The sequence below is a fragment of the Candidatus Kaelpia imicola genome, from assembly GCA_030765505.1.
Lineage (GTDB): Bacteria > Omnitrophota > Gorgyraeia > Kaelpiales > Kaelpiaceae > Kaelpia > Kaelpia imicola.
Genome location: JAVCCL010000001.1, coordinates 14,575 through 38,382 on the forward strand (window position 1 = coordinate 14,575; position 23,808 = coordinate 38,382).

The following is a 23,808-nucleotide window of genomic DNA, read 5'->3' on the forward strand; positions in this document are numbered from 1 at the left end:
CTATGATATGAATTTTGGGAAGTCTGTTTATCAAAGATAAAATCTGGATTCAATTCTCTATAATCTTTATTCTCGTCTTGATTGTATTTTTCAAAAGCTTGAGCTTTGAATTTAGCTGGCTGGACAATGCTCAGATTGAGGAAGAAAGCTGTATTATTCAAAGTCAGCAGGAGCTTGAAGACCTGTTATTTCAGCCGCTGCTTAATCCTAAAGGCCAGGGTAATTATTATCGGCCTCTATTTAAAATTTCGTACACATTGGATTTTTTACTCTACGGGAAAAACCCGCTGGGTTTTCGTATAACCAATATCCTGCTGCATATATTTAATTTAATATTGCTCTATGTTATTTTATTGAAATTTAAAATAGCTAAAGAGATATCTTTACTATCCACGCTTCTTTATGGTTTTTTGCCACTCAATACCTCAGCAGTGGTCTGTCTAGGGGCAAGGGCTGACCTGCTGGCTGCCTTCTTTGTTCTATTTGCGTTTCTGTCATATCTGACATTCCAGGAAAAGGGTAAGGCGGTCTATTTTATCTGCTCTCTTTTAGGGTATATCTTAGCCTTAATGAGCAAGGAGATTGCCTTTCCATTTTTTTTGGTGATCTTTATCATTGCAAAAGCTAAAAATCAGTTCAAGATCTGTAATATCTGGTATCTCTTACTTGCTTCGGGGTATCTGTTTATCAGGTTTAAAATCTTTGGTTATATCGGCAGTAGTCTATCTCTTTTGCGCGGCGAACCGTTTATAACTATTCTATCTTCTTTTGCAGGGTTTTTTAGGTATCTGTTTAAGTTCTTTATGCCTTTCAACCTTTCTTTAAGCGATGCTTTTCCAAAATATAGTTCTATCTTTAACTTTGAGGTTATTTTTGGATTAATCTTATTCTTCATGATAGCCCTATTCTTTATCCGTTCTGTAAGAAGAGAAAACTTAACCCTCTCTCTGTTTTTAGGATGGTTGCTGTTCTTCTATATTCCTATATCGAATATTGTCCCGGCTTTACATTTTTGGGCCGAGAGGTTTTTCTATCTCCCTGGCATTGGATTGATTGGGGTCGTTGGGTATCTTATCTCAAAGAGAAAAAGTCTTAAAATACCATTGGTAGCGGTTGTTCTATTTTACGGTCTTTTTAATCTTAAATATCAGGAGTATTTTAAAAATAACGAGCTGCTCTTTAGGAGGGCGATTGATATCTCTACAAAGAGTGAAGAGGCATATAATATGCTGGGCTATCATCATCTTTTAAATAATGACTATTTCCGGACAATATATTATTATCATTTGGCAACACAGGATTTCAGCGGTTATTATACTTACTCTTCTCTGGATGAGACCTGTAACAATTTAGGTGTAGTATTCTTGAGATTGAAACAGTATAAAGAGGCTAGAAAATGGTTCCAGTCTGCAGTAGCATTAGATGGAGATGACAGTAAGGCTGTTTTAAATTTAAAAATATTGGATTTCATTGAGAGTGCTGATGTTAAATAGAGATGATATCCTGCCTTTACTAATAATTGTAGCTGCAGGACTGATTGTCTATATAGGTATTTTAGATGCCCCCTTTATCTATGATGATATCCACCTTGTATTAAACAATGAGCTGATAACCTCTTTTAAGTATATCCCCGAGCTTTTTAAGACTATATTCAATTCTGATATCTTGAGATTACCTTTTAGGCCCTTGCAGATTATCTCCTATATGTTTGACTATAAGCTCTGGACTTTTGACCCTAGAGGCTACCATCTTATCAACGTCTTACTTCACGTATTTAATAGCTTGCTATTATACGGTTTAAGTCTACGATTCTTCAAAAGAAGAAAAGAGGCTTTCTTAATAGCACTTCTGTTTGTAATTCATCCTCTCAATACTGGTGCGGTAAGCTATATATCTGGTAGAGCCGATCTATTAGCAGGATATTTCTCTTTTCTATCTCTGATCTTATTTTTCAGGTTCTTGGATAGTCATAAGAATATTGCTCTTATTTTAAGCATGCTGTCTTTTGTAGCTGCAATCTTATCTAAAGAGATAGCTTTGATAGTACCTCTATTACTTTTGACCTATGTAGTTATCTTCTATCGCCCTTCTTTGCGTTATCTTATTTGCCATCTGGTTATTGCTGCTATTTACATGCTGTTGAGATTGCCGGGTTTTCTAGCCGCTACTTTTTTTAAGCCTACGTTAAGCGGAAGATTTTTAACTGCACCCTATCTATTTTTTAGATATTTAAAAATAATATTTTTTCCTCACAACCTTAGGCTGTCCTATGCTATCAGTTATATAGATTCACCCAAAGACCCTGCATTTATTCTATACTTTATATTGCTCTCTTTAGTCGTCTGCCTTGGACTCTATTCAATTAGAAAGAGCAAGAGAATGGTATTTTTCTCTATATGGTATATCCTGAACTTTCTGCTTATATCCGGGGTAGTAGTTGCATTGAATGCTCCTTGTGCCGAGCATTGGCTCTATCTGGGATTGCCTGCAATATTTGCTTTAATGGTATCGTTAATATATAGTCTCTTTTACAGGGGAGCAGTATATAGGTATGCCGGTTATATCTTTATAACAGGTATGCTTATATACTATGGATTTTCAACTCTAGAGCGCAATAAAGAGTGGGGGACTCCTGAAGATTTTTATAAGAACGAGATTGAACATACCCCGTCTAATTACAAAGCTCATTATAATCTGGGCATAATATATTTTAATGAAGGAAGATATCTGGATGCCGAAGAAGAGTTCAAAAAAACTATTACGATATTTCCTGAACTTCACCTGGCCTATTATGGCCTTGCTTTAACTGCTGAAGAGAGAGGAGATATGGATGAGGCCATCAGCTGCTATTGTAAGAGCTTGGATATAGCTCCGGAATTTGATCTGGGAAGAGAGAGACTCAAAATTTTAAAAGGGAGCTATCTTGGTGATGTTAAAAAATAGATGGTGCATTCTTTTGCTTTTTTTGATTTTAGGTTTTGGTCTCTATTCAACTTCGTTGAATAATGGATTTATATTTAGCGATCATTATTTAATAGGAGAGAATTGTTTGATAAAAAGTTTCTCTTTTACCCCCTATTACTTTCTGGGCTATATATCTCAAGATGTTAAAAAAGCATTCAGGCCTTTATTTATGCTTAGCTATAATTTGAGTTATAGCTTATCGAATTATAATGCTTCAGGGTATAGAGCTTTTAATATTCTGCTCCATGTTCTCTCTGCGTTTTTTCTGTATAGAATATTATGTCTATTCTTTAGAGAGTCTAATTCAAAAATAGCGCTCTTACTATCTATCTTTTTTTTGGTTCATCCCATTAATCTTGACGCGGTAGTGCATATTATGGCAAGGTCTACTTTGCTTTTCAGTCTCTTTATACTTCTCTCTTTCCATTCTTATCTAAAGTATAGTCTGTCTAAAGCTAAACATCTATTCTATCTTTCCATCGTATTTTATCTATTTGCTGCTTTAACCAAAGAGCATTTTGTTTTGTATATTCCAATTTTATTCTCATACATTCTGTTGTTTGATAAGAGAGGGTTAAAAAAGTTTACCTGTTTGATTTCTTATCTTTTAATCTCAATCTCTGTCTTTATCTATTGGAAAATAATGAGACTGGCTGTTTTTGCAGAAGCTGCAGTAGATATTCAGTTTAGAACCTGGGGGCTAAATCTTCTGACCCAACTTAAAGCTCTGCTTCTCTTTATAAAGCTTTTCTTTGTCCCGGCAGGATTTTCTTTTGATCATCAGAACATAGAGGTTCTATCGTACTTCGATGCGGCAGGCTGGATTACGGTCTCTATTCTTACCGCTTCTTTGATAGTCTTTTTAAGAACCGATAACAGAATAAAATTTGGAATTCTGTGGGGAGTATCTTTTTATTTTTGGAGATTTTGTATTCAACTGGAATCAATAGCCAGAGAGCGCCATTTCTATTTAACCCAGATAGGCATTATATTTCTTCTCTATATATTTTTAAGCAGAGTGAAGATTAGAAGATATATTTTAAATCTGCTTCTAGTTATGTTTTTAATTGGACTTGGACTAATTACATATTTGAGAAACCCGCTTTATAAAGATGAGCTTATCATATCCTGTGATATTATGGAGTGTTATCCGGATTCTGAGATTGCTAATTTTCAAATCGGAACATATTTTAAAACGGAAAAAAGATATTCTGCTGCAGAAGAGCGATTTAATCGATTAATATTAAATGCTAGAAATCCCCAGCTTAAAGCAAAAGCGCTTCTTAGCTTAGCCCAGATAAGAATTGATGAAGCTCGATACGAAGAAGCAGAGGAGATTGCCATAAAGACTTTTAAGGAGTTTCCTTATATTAATGACGTTTACAGCTTGCTTGGATTTTTATATTTAAAGAGCGGTAAATCTGGCTTTGAGAGGTTGATTAAAATCTACCCTTACAATGCGAAGCTTCTGTTCTATGCCGGAGACTATATGTTTAGGAAGGGTAATCTGGATGAGGCCCGCAACTATTTGAACAGATCTTATAATTTAGGTTTAGATTGTCCGGGGTATTATTTTCTTTTTGGTAGAATAAGCGAGTTTGAGGGTGAGAGAGATGAGGCTATAGATTACTATAAGAAGCTTTTTTCAGTCTACCCTTTTCATAGAGAAGGGTGTTTCTATTTAGGCTCTCTTTTGGCTCAGAAAGATTCAGAAGAAGCCGATATTTACCTGAAGAGAGCTTTAAAGATTGACTCTTCATTTGCTGCTTCTTATTACAATTTAGGGTTATATTATCTGAGTCGGGGTAATAGAGATGGGGCGGTTAGGTTGATAAAGAGAGCAGAATCTCTGGGGTATGGTATACCTCCTGAAGTAGAGGCAGTTATAGCTAAAGGGATATTATGAAAACCTTGCTCTTAAATCCGCTTCTCAGAGAGAGGCTCGGCTCTAAATACGAAAGATATTATATAAGGTCTGAATTCCGAAAAGAATCTCTATGTTTAAATTTAAAAAAATAAGAACATATCATCTTATCATTCTTCTCAGTATTCTCTTTTGGTGTTTTGCATTGAGTAATATAAGTATTGATTTTTCGGAAACAGGTGGCGATAGTGCGCAGTATCTTATTCTTGCCAAAAGCATTTTGAGCGGTTGCGGGTATCGTGCTTTAAACCTGCCTGGTGAACCCCTTTTTGATCACTATCCGCCGGTCTTCCCGACTTTTCTTTCTTTTATTATAGCTATTTTTGGTCTTAATTATCAGGTTATCTATATTTTTATTGCGATTGTGGGGTATATTAGCCTCATTTTAACATACTATTTGATGAGGAATTATTTAGACAGGAGAGGTTCTCTTCTAATATGCCTTTTAACAGCTTCAAACCTCTTCTTTTTTATTTATATAACTATGCATATATTGACCGAAGCGCTATATCTTTTTTTATCTCTTTTAAGTTTTTTATTAATTTTGAAGTACTTTAGTTTTTACGATAAAAAGAGATATATTGTTTTAATACTATCTTTTATTTCAATTATTCTTAGTTATTTTACACGCTATATAGGTATCAGTCTTTTTTTAGCTGTCATTCTATTTCTTATTAAAACAGAACGTGATTATAAAGCAGCATTAAACCTCTCGGTTTTATTTTTTATATTTTTTCTTATCTGGAGATTTATCCCTTCGAGCTTGGATATTAACAGCAGCTATATTACAGGGCAGTTTTGGCTAATAGACCCCTACAAACCTTTCTTGGGCAGCATATTTACGGATCCGGGCACATTTATTTTAAGAATTATAGAAGGAGTTAATATATATTGTAGGGATATAGCAGTTATTATTATTCCTCTCATAGGTTTAAAAAATTATTCCATTTTCAATTTTATATGGTTATCTGTAGTATTGTTTATTCTATTTGGATTATGTTCAAGTTTTAAGGATAAGAAAAAGCCTATATTTAACTACTATTTTATTATCTATATGGTTATTTTAGTTGTCTGGCCCTATAGAGAGACTTATAGGTTTCTTATGCCGATAATTCCTTTTCTCTATTATTATTTCATAAAAGGTGTAACTAAGGCCTTGTTTTTTATTAAAATTAAATATACCTCTTCCATCCTTTGCCTTATATTGGTTGTGGTTTTACTGATAAATATAACCAGCGATTTTTTTATAATTCCAGATCTGACTAAAATATCGGAAGCAAAAAAGGAGTTCATAGCTCTTCATGATTGGATAAATGATAATATAGTAAACGATAAGATAATACTATCACGTAAGCCGACCGTGAGTTATTTACTTACAAAGCACAAGTCGTTAATATTTCCCTATAGTAAAGATTCAAACGATATCTGGAATAGGGTTGTTGAAGAAGAGATAGGCTATATAGTAGTAGATAATTTCTCACCGCAGACCCGTATATATCTAGGGCCGTTTCTATATCAGTTTAAAGATAAAATAAAACTTATTTATATGAAAGGTGAATCTGGAGTCTTTGAGGTGCTGCGTTGATGGATAGAAGAGAGAGGGGATATCTTGCTCTCGTTGTATTAATAGCTCTCGGATTGAGGTTGTATTATATCTGTCAGCCTATGCGTTACGATGAGGCATTTGGATTTTTATTCTTTTTCTCTCAGCCGCTGTCGTTTTCGTTGTCACATTATATTGCACCCAACAATCACCTTCTCTATAATCTCTTTGCTCACCCTCTATATGTTTTACTAGGGGATTCTGAATGGGTTATGCGTATACCTTCTTTTCTCTTTGGACTTCTATTAATTCCTGCAGGTTATTATTTGATATCATCTTTGTTTAATAAAGAGTCTGGCTTGCTCTCTGCCGTACTCCTTGCAACTTCATCTCTCCTTATAGAGTATTCTACTAATGCCAGAGGCTATACTCTCTATCTGTTGCTGGCTATTGTTTTTTTCTATTCTATAGAGCTTATATTTAAAAAGCAGAAAGGGGGTTGGGTATATTTTATACTCTCGGCAACCTTGGGTCTATATACTATTCCGGTTATGGTTTACCCTATTATAGTAGGATTATTTTGGTTTTTGACCAGGATTATTCAAGATAGATTTAAAAAACATAAAATTAAAATGTTGATTATTTCAATGATAATTGTATCGTTGCTAAGTTTAGGGTTATATCTTCCGGTTATTCTGCAATCTGGACTGGCTTCTATTTTTGCAAATAGATTTGTTAGTCTCGGATGCTCTTTTGGTTTTATAGAGGATTTGCCCCGATATTTATCTAATCTTTGGTCAAGCTGGATGAGGGATTTTCCTGGCTGGGATAGATTGGCATTAGTTCTAGCGTTATTTGTGGGAACTGTAGGGTCAAAAGAGTTAAGGAAAAAATATATCTCTATTCTAATACCGTCCGTTTTAGCTATAATGAGCATATTATTTTTAAGCAGAAAGATTCCTCCTCAGAGAGTCTTTATGTTTCTAATTCCGTTATATTTTGGAGCTGTCTCTTCGGCTTTAGTCTATATTTTTAAATGTGATTTTAAAAAAGTATTGTTCAGAATAATAGTTATATCGATTACCTTATTTCTCTCTTTTGCGGTTATTAAGGAGGGTGCTGTTATTAAGAGCGAAGAGACAGGGACTTTGAGCGGAGCAGAAGATCTGGTTTTATTTTTAAAAGGACGACTTAAAGAGGGTGACAATGTGTTATGTTTTATGCCTGTAGACTTTATTCTTGCCTATTATTTTAACCATTATAGTATCTCTTGGAGTTATCTGGGGGCAGATTTGAAGACAACAGAGAGAGTCTTTATTGTTTTAAAAAAAGGGCAGGATTTAAGCTCTTTATTGGAGAAAAATAATCTCCCTAGTTTTTTAAATAACAGCAAATATATAACGTCATTTAAAGATGCGAATCTCTATAGTTATTTGGATTTTAAATCGACTTTGTTACAATTTTGAAAGAGTGTATTAGGTTTATAAGTTTTATCTAAAGGCATAGAATTTTATTATGAAGAAGAAAACGGTTATTATCTCTCTTTCCGGTATAGGCAATACTATATTAGCAATACCTTTTTTGAAAAACCTCCGGCATATTATTGATACGGATATAAGGTTGGTCCTATTAAATGCAGGTCTTGGAAAGATGCTTAAAGATGCAGGGTTAATAGATGGCTATTCTGTTTTTACAAGAAGTATATTAGCCAATTTAGTCCTGTTATTTAAATTACACAAGCAGAGGTTTGATTATTCGTTTACTGTTTTTCCTTCGAATAAAACAGCGCTAAATATTCTGGTGTTTTTAATTGCAGCACAGAATAGAATTTCGCATAGATATAAGGGTGGATTATTTAGGTTTGATTTTTTAATCAATAAGAAGGTAGAGTCAGATGTGAAGATTCATGATTTAGAACAGAATTTAAATCTCCTCAAAGTCTTAGATGGTAGAGATGGGGGAATAAGTTATGATTTAAACCTTAAACTTAATTATGATAATTTTGAAATTGTAAAACGATATATAGAAAATAGAGGTTTAAATAATAAATTTTTAGTAGGGATTCATCCTGGAGGAGGAGGTTCTTGGAATAAGAGCTGGCAGGGTCATAAAAAAAGGTGGCCTATAGAAAGATTTGCAGAACTATCTCAAAGATTAATTGACGATAAAGATGCATATATTCTTATTTTTGGAGGTAATGAGGAAAGTTCTTTAAAAAATAGATTAGCAGATTATATAAAAGATAAAGCTAGAGTATTCGTTATGGATAGTCAGTCTTTGGAATTAACAGCACTCTTCATAGAGTGTTGTAAGTTATTTATATCCAATGATACTGGGCTTATGCACTTAAGTTCTGCTTTATCAATTCCAACTTTAGGCATTTTTGGACCTAGTAACCATGCAAGAACAGCTCCACGTGGCAAGAAGAGCTTTTATATAATGAATAATGTAGTTGATTGTTCACCTTGCCTAAGATACCCCTTCTATTCAAGCAGGAGCAGCATAGACTGCTCTAGGGGTTTAGCTTGCTTAAAGAGTATAAGCGTTGATGATGTTTATAATAAGTTAAGAACCAAGGGGTTAGTATAAAGTGATAAGGATTGAAGTTGATTATAAAATAAGCTCGGATCTGGCAGCTATTATAAAAGACCGCATTAAAGGTTACATTTTAGATGTAGGAACTGGAGACGGCTCTAAGCTTTACCATCTGTTGGAAGGTTCTAAATTTAAAAAAGCCGTAGCCTTAGAGCCAGATTCTTCAAAAATTGATTCTGCAAAAAAATTATTTAAAAAAGATGCTAGAGTAAAGCTTATAAATACAGATTTAAAACATATGCCTAGACAGATTGGGCAGTTTGATTTAGTCATGATGTTTGAAGTTATAGAACACATACCTCTTGCTTTGCTTGATGGTTATATCAGGAGGATAAGAGGGCTGCTTGTTAAAGGAGGTATCATAATAGTCTCATCTCCTAATAGGTATATATATCGCATGATATGCAATTTAAAGCTGGAAAAGAGAGAGTCGACTCACGTATCAGAGATGAATTGGCTAGAACTGAGAAGGTTTATGAAGAATTATTTTAAAGAGCAGGTTTTTAAAGGAGAGTTTCCAGGTATGAGCATCACAAGAAGATTCCCTGTGTTTTACAATTATTTTTCGCTATTAAACAAAAATTTTGCTCATCCGGCTGTATCGCGTGCTATATACTGGGTTGGTGAAAAATAGCTTTGCCATGATAAGTAAAGGTTTTTTAAAAGATAAAAATCTGAAAATAGTCTATTTGCATCCCCATGGTTTGGGAGATTTAATACTCTCTATGCCTAGTTTGGAATATATTATGGGGAGAGATTCTAATTTCGGCTTGATTGTAAAAGATGCTATATATGATTCTGGATTCTTTAAAAGCTATCCTTATAAAGAGAGAATTTTCTCTGGATGTTCTTGCATATGGGATAGACTTCAAATCGTCAAAAGCTTTAAAAATATAGATAAAATGGTAGAAGATATTAAAATTATCGGTATAGATGTTTTCTATCTTAAATTTAATAAAAATATCGATAGAAGGTTACAAATAAATAAAGGCTTAAGCAAATATATCGGTATGGATATACCTTTTGATGATAGAGTTCATGGTAAGATCTATGTAGAAGATAAAGATATAAGATGGGCGCAGAGCAATATTAGTTCAGGAGTATTTTTTCATAGCTATTCTGAATCTGGATTTAAATCAATATTACCTAAAAAATTGAAGAAAATGACAGGCTTAAAAGATACTCCTCTTTTTATACCTACTATAGGAGATAATATTAATTTGAACTTTGCTGCTCAGAAGATAAGTAAAGTTAATATAGTAATAGATTCTGTCTATATGCATTCTTCAGCTGCTATGGCTAAGGATATTGATTTACTATTTGTATCTTTTAAGGTAAAAAAATTCTTCCAAACCTTAAAACCTAAAAATATTAATATAAATAAAATTATCTACGGTAATTTATTTGATGCTTTAAATTCTTTTTTATTCTATAGATTTAAGAAGTTAAAATGAAATTATGGATTTAAGATTAAAATTGTTACGAAGCGGATTATTAAAACAATTTATAAGATGGGGTCTAACAGATGCCATTCTCGATCTTTACTGGAGTAGAGATAATAAATCCTTATGGAAAGAAATTAAGAGCAGTGGGTATATAGATAAACCTAGAACAGTCTGGTTTGAACCAACAATGCGCTGTAATCTTCGTTGTGATTTTTGCCATCAGAATTCAAGAAGGAGCTTAAATTTTAAAGAACTAAATATGCAGGAGATAGAAAAATTTTTAGATTGTGTAAAAGATTGGGGTATAGATTTGATAGAGATGGTAGGGGGAGAGATATTTATGAGAGAGGATATCTTTGAAATATTAGATCTTATAGAGATTCGGAGTATGAAGGTAAAATTAGGTACTAATGGCTATCTTCTGGATCAAGAGAGGGTAGAGAGGCTGAAAACTTACAAATCTATAGAGAGCATAGCAATCTCAATAGATGCGGATAGAGAGCGTCATAATAGCTTAAGAAAATCAGGAGATTCTTTTCAAAGAGCTTGTCGAGCATTAGAGTTATTATGTGATGCTCCGTTTATAGTTGGACTATATGCCATTATTGTCTCTGAGAGCGTTGATTCTATTGGCTACCTCATTGATTTGGCCTCTAAATTAAAAGTCGATAGGCTTACATTTATGCCTGAAATGTTTTATTCAAAAAATGATATTGAAGAGGCGTCTGATATTTTGCATTTTAATCAGAGTGACAGGTTCTTTATACAGCAAAAAGAGCTTAGCGATAAAAAAACATATTTGCAAAAAAATACCGCTGCTATTTATGAGATAAGGAATTTAAGAAAAAGAAGTGCTGTATTTACAGCTATATACCCAAGGATTGCAGCGAAATATCCACTTGAATTCTTTCAAGGTCGAGTGCAGAAAGAGAAGAGTTTGATATGTAAGAATCTCTGCTCCTTGACAGTTATAGAGAATGGAGATGTGCTGGTATGCCCTTTTATATACAAAAAGATTGGCAATGTAACTGAAAATAGCCCATTTGAATTTTGGAATAGCAAACTCATGCAGAGTTTACGTAAAGATATATTAAATAATAATCTATTACCTATATGCAAAAAGTGTTGTTCGTTAGCTTACATCTGAATGTAGGTATTTAATATAAAAATGTAACACCAATATGATAATGTCATCTAGTCAAATTAGAAATGGCACCTTGTAAAGGTGCTATAATCGTTCCTTTCAGGGCGCTGTGCTAAGTCTACTAAAACAACCTCTCGAATTGGTATATTTTTCCAGGTTTTTGGCTATCTACATAACGCCTGTTTATAGATCTATGATTCAGAAAGGATATTATATCTGATATTTGCATGGGAAGCCATCTATTTTGCTCGGAAATGACGAGCAATAAATCAATAGATTAATAGCGATAATTTATAAAAGGAATTTCTTGTAACCAGAGAGGAAAAGTATGAGCCTTTTTCGAAGATGTTCAAAACAAGGAATTAAGGTCAAGCAGGGTTAACGAGAGTTAAGATTATAGTTCGAGTTATTTTTGGGGGGGGGCATTCTTTTTGTCTTAAAGTTTTCTTCTAAATACAATTTATAGATGTACTTTTCTTTTAAATATAGGATATTTTCTTTGTAAATAGACCATTGTCTGCAATATGTAATAAATAGGGACAATAATTAGTATTGAAAATTTGTAAAATCTTTTGCTAATAAGTATTTCTTTAAAAGTTTTTGTTAATTTAATATATCCGGCTAAGAAATACATAAAACTCCAATAACAATAGTTTTTATTGCTGTTTAACTTAATTAATAATCCGAATTTTTTTAAGGCTTTTTTTGAAATATCTTCAACATCTTTTCGGGTAATTAGATTATTTTTTAAATGCCTAACTGTTATTTCACAGTTAGGAAAATATAATAAAGATGAAACAGACAACGCTAACGGATGAGGCAGTTTTAAAATAAGCTCAAATGACTTTTTCATGTCATTATTGGTTTCTTCGGGATTTCCTATGATGAAATCGTAGTTTACAAATATTTTATGTTTATTAAATAAATTAGCGGCTTCTATTATTTGTTTATTTGTTCCATATCTATTGTAACTTTCTTTACGAATTCTCTCTGAGCCACTCTGTATGCCCAAAGTAACTTTCTTTATTCCTGCTTCATGTAGTTTATTTACAATATCCTCATTAACGGTTGATGCTTGAGAGTAGCAAAAAGCTGGAAGGTTTACCCTTTTTTTGTATTCATCTGTAAATGCTTGCAACCAATTAAGATCTATTGTAAAAACATCATCCCAAAATTCGACATATTGGAACTGGTATATTTTTTTTGCTATTTCTAATTCTTGAATGATATTTTCTACGGTTCTGCGTCTGATAGAGGCATTTTTATATTTAAGTTGATTGTTACAACAGAAAGAGCAAGAAAATGGGCAGTCTAAAGATGACATGATGTGATATTTTTTGTTTATATGATTATTATAATTTGTATAGTAGATTTTATTGTTGTCTATAAATAATTTATTGTCATCACTATAGTCAGCAAAAGGTATTGTATCTAAATCTTTTATTAGAAAATTTGTTTTATTTTTGATGATGTGCGTTTTGTCTTTGATCCAAATATTAGGTATTGTGACATCATGCCAATCTTCAGTTATTGACTTGACCAATTTTGGCAATGAAATATAGCCCTCTCCTATGTTTATTATATCAGCATATTTTATGCAGTCCTCTGGGTTCATGGTAGGATGTATCCCCCCCCCCAAACAATTTTTATATCCATCTTTTGTTTAATTGTTATAGTAATTTGTTTTGCAATATCAGCGATGGTTGAAAATACGCTTATACAAAGTAAATCAGGTTGTATTTTACTTATCGAACTATAAAGTAATTCGTATTCTTTTTTAGAGGGCAATCTGTTTTTAAGATAACTGTATGTTTTAAAAAATATGGTAGTAGTGTCTACATTTTGTTTTTTAAGTATCTGTTGAAATTGCCTTATTGCTATTGAAGTATACTTGTATGAATATAAACTTAGTAGCACAACTTTTAATTCAGGTTTTTTCATATCTAAAAGTATTTTGCTTTATGGATGTAATGTATGCAAGTTAATAATTGTATCTTCAATATTATAAAGGGGAAAGGCCGTATTTAATAAACCTCCGTTTTTCACTTGGAGCAACAATGATGCGACCTTTGATTTTCTTGTGCAGGATCTGGTTTTCCACTTTGAGGTATTCTGTCTGTTTGATTAACCGGCTGTATACCGGATGCCCCAGAAGCAGCAAAAATTCTTTAATATAAAACTTTAATATAAAACTTGTAAAAAACAACCAGTTTAACTAATATTTTTATATGCGGCAAAACAAGGCCTTTACTTTGATTGAGCTTATAATTCTTATCACAATCTTAGGTTTTGTAGTACTGATATCTGTGCCTAATATTGATTCTTATTTGGATGCCAGGATATATTCCTGTGCTCAGAAGATAAGTTCTGACATAAGATATACTCAGTATCTCTCTATCGCAGAGCATGAGAGCTATGGCTTGGAGTTCAATGCTGCGGCTAATTATTATCGAGTCTATGAGGTTGATACAGGCAATCCGGCTACAGATCCTTATAGCCGGGCTAATATGGAATTAGATTTGGATACAACAGGGGAGTATAAAGGGGTTAGCATTAGTTCTGTAAATATAGATGCTTCAAATGAGTTAAGGTTTTCATCTTTGGGTGAGCCTTTGGATTCATCCGGTAATGATTTATCGGCAGTAGGCACGATAGCTTTAAATTATAGGGGCAGGTCTAAAACAATTATGATATATCCTGTAACAGGGTGGGTGGAGGTTCAGTGAAAGGTCTAACTCTTATAGAGATAATAATCTCAATAGTGGTCTTTGTCCTTATTGCAATTCCTCTTATGAATATATTTGCTACTGTTTCTCGGGATACCGATGTTGGTATCTATATTAATCGCGCTTCTAGCATGGCTGCATCTTGTATGGAGTTGATCTTAAGTAGATCCTTTGACGAAGAGTCTTCCTCTCCATTTACAAATCCTGTTGACCTCGGGCCAGATAGCGGTGAGATTACATTGACTGATTATGATGATGTGGATGATTTTGACGACTACTCTTTTACAGATTCAGACTATCCCGGCATTACAACCACTGTATCTGTTTATTATGTGGATAATCCTGATTCCTCAGCTGATTGGGATAATACAGCTGCAGCTGCAACAGATTATAAGAGGATAGATATATCGGCTGCTCATGCTCAACTTGGTACTGTAACTCTATCTAACGGAGTTAGTTATGCAGGGCATAATACGAAATAAAAAGTCATTTACAATAATAGAGATAGTAATGGTCATCGTTCTTGTAGGAGTCTTCTCTTACGGTGTCTCACTCTATGTACTTAGAGTAGTTGATTCTTGGAAATTTTTAACTCAGAGATATGAACTGGAGCAGGATTCTAAATTAGCACTTGATTTTATGAGCCGGGATTTAAAAGAGATAGATATAGACTCATCATCCAATCCTACCATAAGTTCTGCAAAAGATGATGCTGTAACCTTTACAAATACTGGTGCAGAAAGCATTGTCTATACATATAGCAGTAACGTTATCTATAAAAACTCTCAACCCTTAACGAAGAATATAAGTAGTTTCGAGATAAAGTATTATAATCAGAGCAATGTTGAACTTGTTCCTGCTGCTGGGGTCCTATCTGCTGCACAGATTAAAGATATCTGGTATCTATACTTAAGATTCAGCGCTTCCAAGGGTGATCAGAGCAGTCTTTATAACTCTTATATTTTTCCGAGAAACTTTTTATCCAGATGAATAATTTAATTAAAAAAGATGGGTTGGCTCTTCTCTTGGTAATCTTTGTAATGATGCTATTTTCTATTTTTGGAATGATGCTTGCCTCTATTTTTGCTAATAGAACTGAAGTAGCAAAAGGGTTTTACCGCATGGCTCAGACTATGTTTGTAAATGATATGGGAATTGAGAGGGCAAAGCAGAAACTCTATGATGATTGGAGCTATAGGACGGCAGGCTTAAATGAAAGCGTAGATATAGCGGGACTTAATAGCAGTTATACAATCATAATTGCTGGAGCTTCTGGAGATCCGGTTGAGATAAGCGTTGAAAGTGAAATATTGGATTAGTCTATTTAGGCTTGATTTTATTACGGTTAAACACTAAAATCCAATAACCTTATGAAAATCTCATTTGTAATCCCGGTATATAATGAAGAAGAGAATATACCGATTCTCTATGGAGAGCTTAAAGATGTTATAAATTCTGCTGGCGTTGAGCCTGAGATTATCTTCATAGATGATGGTTCTACTGATAAGAGCTTGGATATTATCAAAAGTATAAAGAGAGAAGACCAAACCGTTAAGGTCATATCTTTTAAAAAGAATTATGGACAATCCAGCGCTTTAAAAGTAGGTTTCGACAGAGCAAGCGGTGATATTATAGCGACTATGGATTCAGATTTGCAGAATGATCCTGCTGAAATTCTAAAGTTGATCTCTTATCTTGAGAAAGGTTATGATGTTGTTTCAGGGTGGAGGAAAAATAGAGCGGACTCTTTTAAAAAGAGATTTGCGTCAAAAATAGCAAACAATATAAGAAACAAAATTATAAAAGATGGTATCAAAGATACAGGCTGCATGCTTAAAGTATACAGAAGGGATGTTTTGACTAGAATAGAGATGTTTCGCGGTTTTCACAGATTTCTTCCTATCTTGCTTAAGCTCCACGGGGCATCTGTTGTAGAGGTTGAGGTCAATCATAGGAAGAGAAAGTTCGGTAAGAGCAAATATGGAATAAAGAATAGGATATTTAAATCTCTAGTAGATACATTTATTGTTCTCTGGATGAAGAAGAATTACATTGAACCTCATATTAAGGAGGAGTTATGAATATAAAGTTCTGGCTTCTGGTGGGTTTCTTGGGGCAGATAATGTTCTCTATGCGTTTTTTAATTCAGTGGCTTGCATCTGAGAAAAAGAAGAAGAGTATAGTTCCGATATCTTTCTGGTATTTTAGCATAGCAGGAGGAATATTACTTCTAAGTTATGCTATATTCCGCAAAGACCCTGTTTTTATATTAGGACAGTCAATGGGTGTAATCATATATTCGCGTAACCTGTATCTAATACATAAGAAATATCAAGTCGATTAAGTGAAAACAATAGGCCTTGTTTTAATCTCTGCATCTATCCTCTTTTTTTTCCTGGGTCATCTCTCTTTGATAGATCCCGACGAGGGCCGTTATGCAGAGTCTGCCCGAGAGATGATGAATTCCAATCAATATCTTATTCCTCTTCTTAACTCAGCTCCGCGGATTAATAAGCCGATACTTTTCTACTGGACGATTGTAGCATCTTATAAAATATTCGGTGTTAATGAGTTTGCAGCTCGTTTTCCCTCGGCTTTGTCAGGTTTGGGTCTCATTTTGGGACTATACTTGTTTGTAAAAGAAGAGAAAAAAGAGAAGAGGTCTTTTATCCCGATGTTGGTATTATTAAGCTCGCCTGCTTTCTTAATAAGTTCGCGTATCGCTATAACAGATATGCTTTTTACGACTTTTATTATTTTTTCTATCTTCACTTTTTGGCTTGGCTTGGGTAATAAGAAGTTTATATTTTTGTCTTTTATCTTTGCCGGGCTATCCTTGGCTACTAAAGGTCCGGCAGGGGTGCTGTTAATTTTTCTCTCTATCTTACTATTCTCTATTATTGAAAGAGATAGGTCTTATTTCAAAAGGCTCTTCAATCCCTGGGGAATTATGATTATGCTTTTGATAGGGGGAGGATGGTATTTGATGCTTTTCTTTAAAATAGGCCAAGCCGATTTTTTTGAGCTTATAAGAGAAGAGACATTAGGGAGGTTTCAAGAGGGTTTTGTGCATAGAGAGCCTTTCTACTATTATATTCCTTTGATATTTGCAGGTTTTATACCTTGGTCTTTCTTTTTTTTCAGGTTAAGAAAATCTGATTTATCAACAAGATTGAATAGATTTTTAATCTGTTATGTTTTTGTAGCAGTTCTGTTTTTCAGTCTCTGCAAAAGTAAACTTCCAACCTATATTCTATCTATCTTCCCGCTATTAGCCATAGTGCTTGGCGATAGTATAGAGAGGGCTTGGGAGAAAAGGACAAAAGCGGGATTGTTTTTCTTTTTCACGTTGACAGCTGTTAGCTTGGCTCTTAGATTCATCCCCCCGAATTTTATAGATGTCGGGGTAAGTCTGTCTTTCTACAGCATAGCTTTGATAATCTTTCTCATAGCCGTCCCTCTATTGATGCTGTATAAAAAAAAGCTTAAGATCCAGTTTCTATACCTTTTTCTATCCCCTGTTCTGATATACTTTTATCTCTTGCTATCTTACGGAGATGCATTCTCTAATTACCGCTCGACTGAGAGTCTCTTTAGAGAGAGAGATTTAAATGCTGAGACTATATATACTTGGAAATTCTTTAAACCCAGCATTCTCTTTTATTCCAAGTCTAAAGTGAAGGAGATAGAAGGAATAGAGGATTTTAAAGGTAACTATATTATAACCCCTAAGAAAGAGCTCTCTTTTTTGAAGGAGAGATTGCCCTCTTTTGAGATAATATCCGAGACAGATAAATATTATTTGGTTAAGGTACAAAAGTTACAAAAATAGTTTGATTCTGTAACCCAAAAGATATAAAATCCCTCTATGGCTGAAATACTGACCAATCCTTTTACTCCGCAATCAGGTCTTGAACCAAAAATCTTAGGCGGGAGAGAGCAGCTGGTTAAAGATTTCTCTAGCCTCTTGCAAAGGAGGAGAGAGAGAGAGTATTTTCATCTACTACTTTTAGGAGAGTGGGGAAGAGGTAAGACTTCTCTTCTTAAATGTTACAAGAGAGTCTCTCAGAATGAAGCTTCTAAAGCAGTGTATACCTCTTTAGCTAAAAGCGGTCCTAGAGATTCTTATAGAGATGTTCTGTCGTCAATTGTTGAGGAGATATCTTTTGGGCTCGGTTTAAATATCGACCTCTCTCTTTTTCAGAATAGATCAAAAAATATAGCCATCTTGCTTGTTGAAGTGTTGAAGAATATTTTTAAAGGTTCAAACTCCCAGATGTTGGTAGTTCTAGTCGACGATATTCAGAATATCTCTGATATGCCTAAAGTTTTAGATCTCTTGAGGCTTGCCCTCTCAAATGAAGATTTGATAAAAGAGACTAATATTCTTTTTGTGCTTGCCTCAACCCCTTCGGGCTGGGCTAATTTTTTAAAGAGATATGATCCTATAGGTAGATTTTTTCGAAAAAAACAGATACTAAATAAACTCTCAAAAGATAGCCTTACAACTACAGTAAAGAATACTCTTAGTGGTACAGGGGTTATCTTTGAAGGCAGCATTATAGCTAATTGCTGGGATTACTCTGAAGGCCATCCATATGAGCTGCAGCTTCTGGCGAATCATCTTTATGATAATCAGATAAAAGGGGTTGTGAGTGAAGAGTGCTGGGAGGTTTCGTTGCTCAATACATTAAAAGACCTTGGGATTGAATACTTCTCTTCACTATATGATAAGGCCAGCGAGAGAGAGAAAGAACTGCTTTATATATTTGCAGAGAAAAGAGATTACCTTAGCCTCTCTCAGCTAAGAGATGTAATTATATTTGAGAAGAAGATAAAAAACTACCCTGTCTCCAATATTAAGAACTTTGTCTATAGGTTAGTAGATAAGGATCTTATTCTACGGCGGAATGATAAAAAATATAGAATCTTAGATAGGATGTTTGCAGAATATATTTTAAGGTTTAGATAAGAAGATGAATTGTAAAATCTGCGGTAACAAAGCTTCTTTTAAATTAAAGAGTCATAATTTAAAACTCTGTGAAGAGGATTTTAAAGTTTTTCTGGACAGACAGTTTAGGCGTGCAATAACAGATATGAAGATGTTTAACAGGCAGGAGTCTATTCTTGTTGCTGTCTCAGGAGGTAAAGATTCGCTTCTCTGCTGGCATCTCATTAACAAGCTGGCCTACAGGAGTGAGGGTGTTTTTTTAGACTTAGGCATAGAAGGCTTTTCCAGTGCCAGCAAAGATAAAATATTTAAGTTTGCAAAAGAGAGAGAGCTTAAGTTTAAAGTATTAAAAGTTGAAGAGTTGACAGGACTTGATATAAGAATGATGCTGAAAAAGAAAAGGTTCTGTGCAGTATGCGGGATGGTTAAAAGATATTGGTTGAATAGATATGCTTATGAGAATGGCTTTAGTGTTATAGCTACAGGACATAATTTGGAAGATGAGAGTGCAGTTCTTCTTGGCAATATACTGCACTGGCAGTTGGGCTATATCAGAAGGCAGTCTCCCAGGCTTGATGCAGTTGGTTCTAAGCTTATCAGGCGGGTAAAGCCGCTCTATAAGATGAGCGAATATGAGATAAGGACTTACGCTAGATTAGAAGGCATAGATTACCTTAGTGATAGTTGCCCGTTCAAAAAAGGTAATACTCAGGATATATATAAAGAAGCCCTCTCTTTAATAGAAGAATATTCTCCAGGTACAAGAAACAATTTCCTATTTCAGTTTTTGGATAAAAAGGAAGATATATTTGAGAAAGAGGAGAGTGTTCAATTAAATGAATGTTCTAAGTGTGGTATGTTGACAACTCAAGAGACCTGTTCATATTGTAAATTGATAGGAAAGGAGAAAGCTAGATATGAGCTTCAAGAAAAATGAACTTGTTATAGTGAGGGATGATAAAAATAAAACCTATCTCCAGAGACTGGATATTAAGGGCAGGTTTCAGTCTCACGTGGGCATAGTCTATCATAAGGATATAATCGGGAAGGAAGAGGGGGAGGCGTTTTTAACGTCTACAAATAGAGAGGTTACGGTATTCTACCCCACCTTAAATGATTTTATACAGAAGATGAGCAGGAAGACAGCCATAATACATCCTAAGGATATAGGGGTGATACTTTTCTGGGCGGATATTAAGCCGGGAGACAGAATAGTTGAAGCAGGCACAGGTTCCGGAGCGCTGCTTTTAGCGTTGAGTCGTTATGTAGGCAGGGAAGGTCATATATATTCATATGACAACCGTTCTGAGTTGCAGGATGTTGCACGGAAAAATTTAGAGAAGTTCTATAATAAATTCCCCGGCAATGTGACCTTAAAACAGCAGGATATTGCCAATGGGATAGACGAGGATAGTTTGGATGCTATAGTACTGGATTTCTCTCAACCCTGGGAGGTTATACCTGAAGCAGTTAACTCCTTACGAAGAGGAGGGAGCTTCTCCTCTTATGTACCGACCATTATTCAGGCTGAGAGGTTTGTTAAAGAGATAGAAGTAACTGAATCTTTCCTGGACATAGAGATAGTTGAGGTATTAATTAGGCCTTGGCAGATAAAGGGTTATAGCGTTAGGCCGCAGCATAGGATGGTAGGCCATACAGGTTTTATGGTCTTTGCCAGATTTAAAGGCTCTTTGAATACTAAAAAATAAGATTGATTATTTAATTTTTAATCTTTGACGTGAAGATACTTATTATAACTTTAAGCAATATAGGCGATGCTGTCCTAACGACAGGAGTATTAGAAGCTTTAAAGACTAAATTTCCTAACCTTATTTTAGATATTGCGGTTGATGAAAGAGCTCAGAGTGTATTCTCTTGCGATGAGAGGGTCAACCGGATTCATCTATATAAGAAGGGCTTCTCTTTCTTAGATAAGTTTAGATTTTTTATAGATTTAAGAGAGGAGAAATATAATTTAGTAGTGGATTTAAAGAATATCTTCGCATCTTTTTTGATAACATTCCGACCTTTAAAAAGCAAAAAAATCAAGGCCCATACTTATTTTAAACATAATATGGTTTTAAGAAGGTTTTTTAACAGAGAGGAACTTAGTAACTTTAAGCCTAAGGTTTTATGGAGCGAGAAAGAGAGAGAGTATATAGATTCGTTTGGATTGAATAAGTATTTAATAATATCTGCTATTGCAAAGAGCTCCACTAAGTCTTGGCCTTTAGAGCATTTTAAAGTTCTGATAACACTTCTTTTAAAGAAGTATCCCGACTTAGATATTGTTTTAACAGGCAGCGATGAGGAGAGAAGTATTTTAGAAGAGTTGGTTATAGATGATAGAGTTAAGAACTTTGGAGCTAAGACTACGATACCTCAGTTAGCCTGTTTAATAGCGGGGGCAGGGGTAGTTATAACAAACGATAGTGCATCTTTGCACCTGGCTTCGAGCTCAAATACACCTACGGCTGCAATCTTCGGCCCTACGTCTGCAGTCAAATACGGGCCGTTAGCAGATAACTCAGCTCTTATCAAAAGAGGTTATCCCTGCTCGCCTTGCGAGAGAGCTCAATGTATCTTTTCCGATAAGAGATGTCTGGAGTCTATTAAGCCAGGTTATATTTTAAATGTTGTCGAGAAGATATTAAAAGGAAAAGAAAGAAATAAGAACGACGAATACAACAGGATTCTTCTTAGCCGCACAGATAGGATCGGCGATCTCCTGCTTACTACTCCGGCTATTGAAGCGGTGCGAGATAAATTCCCCAATACATATATCTGTTTTCTCTCTAGCTCTAAGACGAAGGCGCTTTTAAAAGATAATCCTTATATTGATGAAATAATCGGTTTAGATAAAGATAAAAATCATAAAGGTATCTTAGGATTTTTAAGGCTGCTTAGAGAGATCAAAAAAAAGAAGTTTGATCTGGTTATTCATTTTCATCCTACAAATAGAAATCATCTGCTCTCTTTTTTTGGGGGTATTCCGAAAAGAGCGGGCTATGATTGTAAATTAGGTTTATTTAATAACATAAGAGTTGAACACAAGAAGCAGGAAGGTAAAGAGTCAGAAGCAGAGTATAATTTTGATCTTCTTGAAAAAATAGGAATTGATAAGGTGTCTTTAAATCAATTTGTAACTCCTGATAGAGATGCTTTAGAGTGGGTAGATAATGAGCTTCAAAGTAAAAATATAGCCCGCTTTATTGTTATCCATCCCGGAGCGTCTTGTAAATCAAAACTCTGGGATTTAGAAAATTTTGTAGAACTTTCAAAAAGAATAAAACTTGAAAATAACTTAGAGGTTGTATTTATATTAGGCCCTGATGATGAAGAGTTGAAAGATAGATTGAATCAATGTTTAGATTCAGGCTTGTATCTTTATTGCGATATTACTTTAGAGAGACTGGTAGCTTTAATATCAAGGGCCTCTTTTATGATATCCAATGATTCAGGCCCCATGCATATAGCCGATAGTCTATGCAAGCCTTTGATTGTGATATTCGGGAGGAATCAGGCCGGACTTTCGTATAGACGCTGGGGTCCTTTAGGAGAGAATGCTAAAGTAATATATGAAGATTCAGGGTGCGTAGAGTGCCTTGCTCATAACTGTAAAAAAGGTTTTATCTGTCTTAAGAATATTAGAGTCGATAGAGTCTATGATCAATTTGTAAAGATGGTAAGCGAGATTCATCTATGAAAAGATTGCTATTGGTTTTTATCTTAATTCTAAATATCTCTTGTGCCAGAAGAATGGCTATGAGACCTCCAGCTATCTACAATAGAGAGTGGCAAGAGAAAGATATTGTTATACCAAAAAGCGAGATGGCCGATTTTATTCATGAGAAGTTTTTCTATAAGATTCGCTGGTTTGGATTGACTGTTGCCGAGGCTGAATTTAAAAATTTAGGATTAGAAGAGTATAACGAAGTTGAATGCTACCATATAGTTATAAAAGTACGGACACATAAGGTTTTAAGTTTTATATTTAAGGTTAGAGATGAGTTCCATTCTTATATTGACAGCGAGAGCTTAAAACCCTTGGCCTATATAGTCAAAAGAAGAGAGGGTGGGTATCGCTCTGAATCAGAGACAATATTTGATTATGAAAATAATAAGTTAATATACCGTTCTCTTCTTGATGATTCTGAAAAAGAGATAGATCTAGAACCTGACTATTATGATTTTTTCAGCTGCTTCTATAAATTTAGAACCTCTGATTTCAATGAAGATCTCTATAGTTTTAAAGTGGTTCAAAGGGCAAAAATATGGCAGGTAGATATTAACGTCGTGAAGAAAGGTCTTCTTGAGTTGCGCGGGCATGGTACTCCGGATGTTATCTTAGTCAATATTAAAGCATCAAGTGGACAGGAGAAGGCAAGAGGAGAGGCCTGGATCTGGTTCTCCGGGGATAAAAATAAGGTTCCTTTACTGGGCCAGTTTAATATTGATATACCTGTTGTAGGGACTGTAAGAGCGGCACTTGAGCCCTGACGCTTATTTAGACCTC

At 34.5% G+C, this 23,808-nt stretch carries 22 protein-coding genes; 21 read left to right on the forward strand and 1 reads right to left on the reverse strand.

Going from position 1 to position 23,808, the window contains the following annotated elements; translation table 11 throughout:
* The first annotated feature begins 14 nt into the window (after positions 1 to 14).
* The 9 genes from P9L98_00075 to P9L98_00115 all read left to right on the forward strand — a co-directional run bounded on the left by P9L98_00075 (position 15) and on the right by P9L98_00115 (position 11,618).
* Complete coding sequence (locus tag P9L98_00075; protein MDP8215710.1) at positions 15 to 1,493, forward strand: tetratricopeptide repeat protein; 1,479 nt, start codon at positions 15 to 17, stop codon at positions 1,491 to 1,493.
* Positions 1,483 to 2,943 carry a tetratricopeptide repeat protein gene (locus P9L98_00080; GenBank protein MDP8215711.1) on the forward strand — a complete coding sequence of 487 codons (1,461 nt, stop codon included), beginning with the start codon at positions 1,483 to 1,485 and terminating at the stop codon, positions 2,941 to 2,943. Before P9L98_00075 ends, P9L98_00080 begins: the two co-directional genes overlap by 11 nt.
* Positions 2,930 to 4,870, forward strand: a complete 1,941-nt coding sequence (locus tag P9L98_00085; GenBank protein ID MDP8215712.1) for a tetratricopeptide repeat protein — start codon at positions 2,930 to 2,932, stop codon at positions 4,868 to 4,870. Before P9L98_00080 ends, P9L98_00085 begins: the two co-directional genes overlap by 14 nt.
* 91 nt (positions 4,871 to 4,961) lie before the next feature.
* Positions 4,962 to 6,473 (forward strand): glycosyltransferase family 39 protein, encoded by a 1,512-nt coding sequence (locus tag P9L98_00090; GenBank protein ID MDP8215713.1) that lies wholly within the window; start codon positions 4,962 to 4,964, stop codon positions 6,471 to 6,473.
* The gene (locus tag P9L98_00095) at positions 6,473 to 7,897 is read left to right on the forward strand and encodes a glycosyltransferase family 39 protein (GenBank protein ID MDP8215714.1); all 1,425 of its coding nucleotides are present in this window, start codon (positions 6,473 to 6,475) and stop codon (positions 7,895 to 7,897) included. Before P9L98_00090 ends, P9L98_00095 begins: the two co-directional genes overlap by 1 nt.
* Before the next feature lie 49 nt (positions 7,898 to 7,946).
* Positions 7,947 to 9,020 carry a glycosyltransferase family 9 protein gene (locus P9L98_00100; GenBank protein ID MDP8215715.1) on the forward strand — a complete coding sequence of 358 codons (1,074 nt, stop codon included), beginning with the start codon at positions 7,947 to 7,949 and terminating at the stop codon, positions 9,018 to 9,020.
* 1 nt (position 9,021) lies between these two features.
* Positions 9,022 to 9,660, forward strand: coding sequence for a class I SAM-dependent methyltransferase (locus P9L98_00105; GenBank protein ID MDP8215716.1), 639 nt, complete (start codon positions 9,022 to 9,024; stop codon positions 9,658 to 9,660).
* A gap of 7 nt (positions 9,661 to 9,667) precedes the next feature.
* Entirely contained in the window at positions 9,668 to 10,480 is an 813-nt protein-coding gene (locus P9L98_00110; GenBank protein MDP8215717.1) for a hypothetical protein, read from the forward strand.
* Between the two features lie 4 nt (positions 10,481 to 10,484).
* Positions 10,485 to 11,618 carry a radical SAM protein gene (locus P9L98_00115; GenBank protein MDP8215718.1) on the forward strand — a complete coding sequence of 378 codons (1,134 nt, stop codon included), beginning with the start codon at positions 10,485 to 10,487 and terminating at the stop codon, positions 11,616 to 11,618.
* Between the two features lie 457 nt (positions 11,619 to 12,075).
* On the opposite strand, the gene P9L98_00120 is transcribed toward P9L98_00115, so the two are convergent.
* Complete coding sequence (locus P9L98_00120) at positions 12,076 to 13,230, reverse strand: radical SAM protein (protein ID MDP8215719.1); 1,155 nt, start codon at positions 13,228 to 13,230, stop codon at positions 12,076 to 12,078.
* Positions 13,231 to 13,843: 613 nt separating this feature from the next.
* Here P9L98_00120 and P9L98_00125 point away from each other — a divergent pair.
* The 12 genes from P9L98_00125 to P9L98_00180 are packed head-to-tail and all read left to right on the forward strand — an operon-like array spanning position 13,844 to position 23,792.
* On the forward strand, positions 13,844 to 14,341 hold the full coding sequence (locus P9L98_00125) for a prepilin-type N-terminal cleavage/methylation domain-containing protein (protein MDP8215720.1): 498 nt from the start codon (positions 13,844 to 13,846) through the stop codon (positions 14,339 to 14,341).
* Positions 14,338 to 14,823: a hypothetical protein gene (locus P9L98_00130; protein MDP8215721.1), complete on the forward strand. Its 486-nt coding sequence runs from the start codon at positions 14,338 to 14,340 to the stop codon at positions 14,821 to 14,823. Before P9L98_00125 ends, P9L98_00130 begins: the two co-directional genes overlap by 4 nt.
* The gene (locus P9L98_00135; GenBank protein ID MDP8215722.1) at positions 14,801 to 15,331 is read left to right on the forward strand and encodes a hypothetical protein; all 531 of its coding nucleotides are present in this window, start codon (positions 14,801 to 14,803) and stop codon (positions 15,329 to 15,331) included. The genes P9L98_00130 and P9L98_00135 overlap by 23 nt, the downstream gene beginning before the upstream one ends.
* The gene (locus P9L98_00140; protein ID MDP8215723.1) at positions 15,328 to 15,660 is read left to right on the forward strand and encodes a hypothetical protein; all 333 of its coding nucleotides are present in this window, start codon (positions 15,328 to 15,330) and stop codon (positions 15,658 to 15,660) included. The genes P9L98_00135 and P9L98_00140 overlap by 4 nt, the downstream gene beginning before the upstream one ends.
* A gap of 51 nt (positions 15,661 to 15,711) precedes the next feature.
* A complete protein-coding gene (locus P9L98_00145; protein ID MDP8215724.1) occupies positions 15,712 to 16,422 on the forward strand; it encodes a glycosyltransferase family 2 protein in 711 nt (236 codons plus the stop codon).
* Positions 16,419 to 16,685, forward strand: coding sequence for a lipid-A-disaccharide synthase N-terminal domain-containing protein (locus P9L98_00150; protein ID MDP8215725.1), 267 nt, complete (start codon positions 16,419 to 16,421; stop codon positions 16,683 to 16,685). The genes P9L98_00145 and P9L98_00150 overlap by 4 nt, the downstream gene beginning before the upstream one ends.
* Positions 16,686 to 18,173, forward strand: a complete 1,488-nt coding sequence (locus tag P9L98_00155) for a glycosyltransferase family 39 protein (protein ID MDP8215726.1) — start codon at positions 16,686 to 16,688, stop codon at positions 18,171 to 18,173.
* Positions 18,174 to 18,209: 36 nt separating this feature from the next.
* On the forward strand, positions 18,210 to 19,313 hold the full coding sequence (locus tag P9L98_00160) for an ATP-binding protein (GenBank protein ID MDP8215727.1): 1,104 nt from the start codon (positions 18,210 to 18,212) through the stop codon (positions 19,311 to 19,313).
* A 4-nt stretch (positions 19,314 to 19,317) separates the two neighbouring features.
* The gene (locus tag P9L98_00165) at positions 19,318 to 20,229 is read left to right on the forward strand and encodes an ATP-binding protein (GenBank protein ID MDP8215728.1); all 912 of its coding nucleotides are present in this window, start codon (positions 19,318 to 19,320) and stop codon (positions 20,227 to 20,229) included.
* On the forward strand, positions 20,210 to 21,001 hold the full coding sequence (locus P9L98_00170) for a tRNA (adenine-N1)-methyltransferase (GenBank protein MDP8215729.1): 792 nt from the start codon (positions 20,210 to 20,212) through the stop codon (positions 20,999 to 21,001). Before P9L98_00165 ends, P9L98_00170 begins: the two co-directional genes overlap by 20 nt.
* 29 nt (positions 21,002 to 21,030) lie before the next feature.
* The gene (locus P9L98_00175; GenBank protein ID MDP8215730.1) at positions 21,031 to 22,998 is read left to right on the forward strand and encodes a glycosyltransferase family 9 protein; all 1,968 of its coding nucleotides are present in this window, start codon (positions 21,031 to 21,033) and stop codon (positions 22,996 to 22,998) included.
* Positions 22,995 to 23,792, forward strand: a complete 798-nt coding sequence (locus tag P9L98_00180; protein MDP8215731.1) for a DUF3108 domain-containing protein — start codon at positions 22,995 to 22,997, stop codon at positions 23,790 to 23,792. Before P9L98_00175 ends, P9L98_00180 begins: the two co-directional genes overlap by 4 nt.
* Positions 23,793 to 23,808: the final 16 nt, after the last annotated feature.

What these genes read in the sequence shown, in the direction of transcription:
- P9L98_00165 (MDP8215728.1), top strand. Translation starts at nt 19,318, where the DNA reads ATGAATTGTAAAATCTGCGGTAACAAAGCTTCTTTTAAATTAAAGAGT.
- P9L98_00120 (MDP8215719.1), bottom strand. Translation starts at nt 13,230, where the DNA reads ATGAACCCAGAGGACTGCATAAAATATGCTGATATAATAAACATAGGA.
- P9L98_00095 (MDP8215714.1), top strand. Translation starts at nt 6,473, where the DNA reads ATGGATAGAAGAGAGAGGGGATATCTTGCTCTCGTTGTATTAATAGCT.
- P9L98_00145 (MDP8215724.1), top strand. Translation starts at nt 15,712, where the DNA reads ATGAAAATCTCATTTGTAATCCCGGTATATAATGAAGAAGAGAATATA.
- P9L98_00125 (MDP8215720.1), top strand. Translation starts at nt 13,844, where the DNA reads ATGCGGCAAAACAAGGCCTTTACTTTGATTGAGCTTATAATTCTTATC.
- P9L98_00150 (MDP8215725.1), top strand. Translation starts at nt 16,419, where the DNA reads ATGAATATAAAGTTCTGGCTTCTGGTGGGTTTCTTGGGGCAGATAATG.
- P9L98_00090 (MDP8215713.1), top strand. Translation starts at nt 4,962, where the DNA reads ATGTTTAAATTTAAAAAAATAAGAACATATCATCTTATCATTCTTCTC.
- P9L98_00180 (MDP8215731.1), top strand. Translation starts at nt 22,995, where the DNA reads ATGAAAAGATTGCTATTGGTTTTTATCTTAATTCTAAATATCTCTTGT.
- P9L98_00080 (MDP8215711.1), top strand. Translation starts at nt 1,483, where the DNA reads ATGTTAAATAGAGATGATATCCTGCCTTTACTAATAATTGTAGCTGCA.
- P9L98_00100 (MDP8215715.1), top strand. Translation starts at nt 7,947, where the DNA reads ATGAAGAAGAAAACGGTTATTATCTCTCTTTCCGGTATAGGCAATACT.
- P9L98_00115 (MDP8215718.1), top strand. Translation starts at nt 10,485, where the DNA reads ATGGATTTAAGATTAAAATTGTTACGAAGCGGATTATTAAAACAATTT.
- P9L98_00170 (MDP8215729.1), top strand. Translation starts at nt 20,210, where the DNA reads ATGAGCTTCAAGAAAAATGAACTTGTTATAGTGAGGGATGATAAAAAT.
- P9L98_00160 (MDP8215727.1), top strand. Translation starts at nt 18,210, where the DNA reads ATGGCTGAAATACTGACCAATCCTTTTACTCCGCAATCAGGTCTTGAA.
- P9L98_00135 (MDP8215722.1), top strand. Translation starts at nt 14,801, where the DNA reads ATGCAGGGCATAATACGAAATAAAAAGTCATTTACAATAATAGAGATA.
- P9L98_00110 (MDP8215717.1), top strand. Translation starts at nt 9,668, where the DNA reads ATGATAAGTAAAGGTTTTTTAAAAGATAAAAATCTGAAAATAGTCTAT.
- P9L98_00140 (MDP8215723.1), top strand. Translation starts at nt 15,328, where the DNA reads ATGAATAATTTAATTAAAAAAGATGGGTTGGCTCTTCTCTTGGTAATC.
- P9L98_00085 (MDP8215712.1), top strand. Translation starts at nt 2,930, where the DNA reads ATGTTAAAAAATAGATGGTGCATTCTTTTGCTTTTTTTGATTTTAGGT.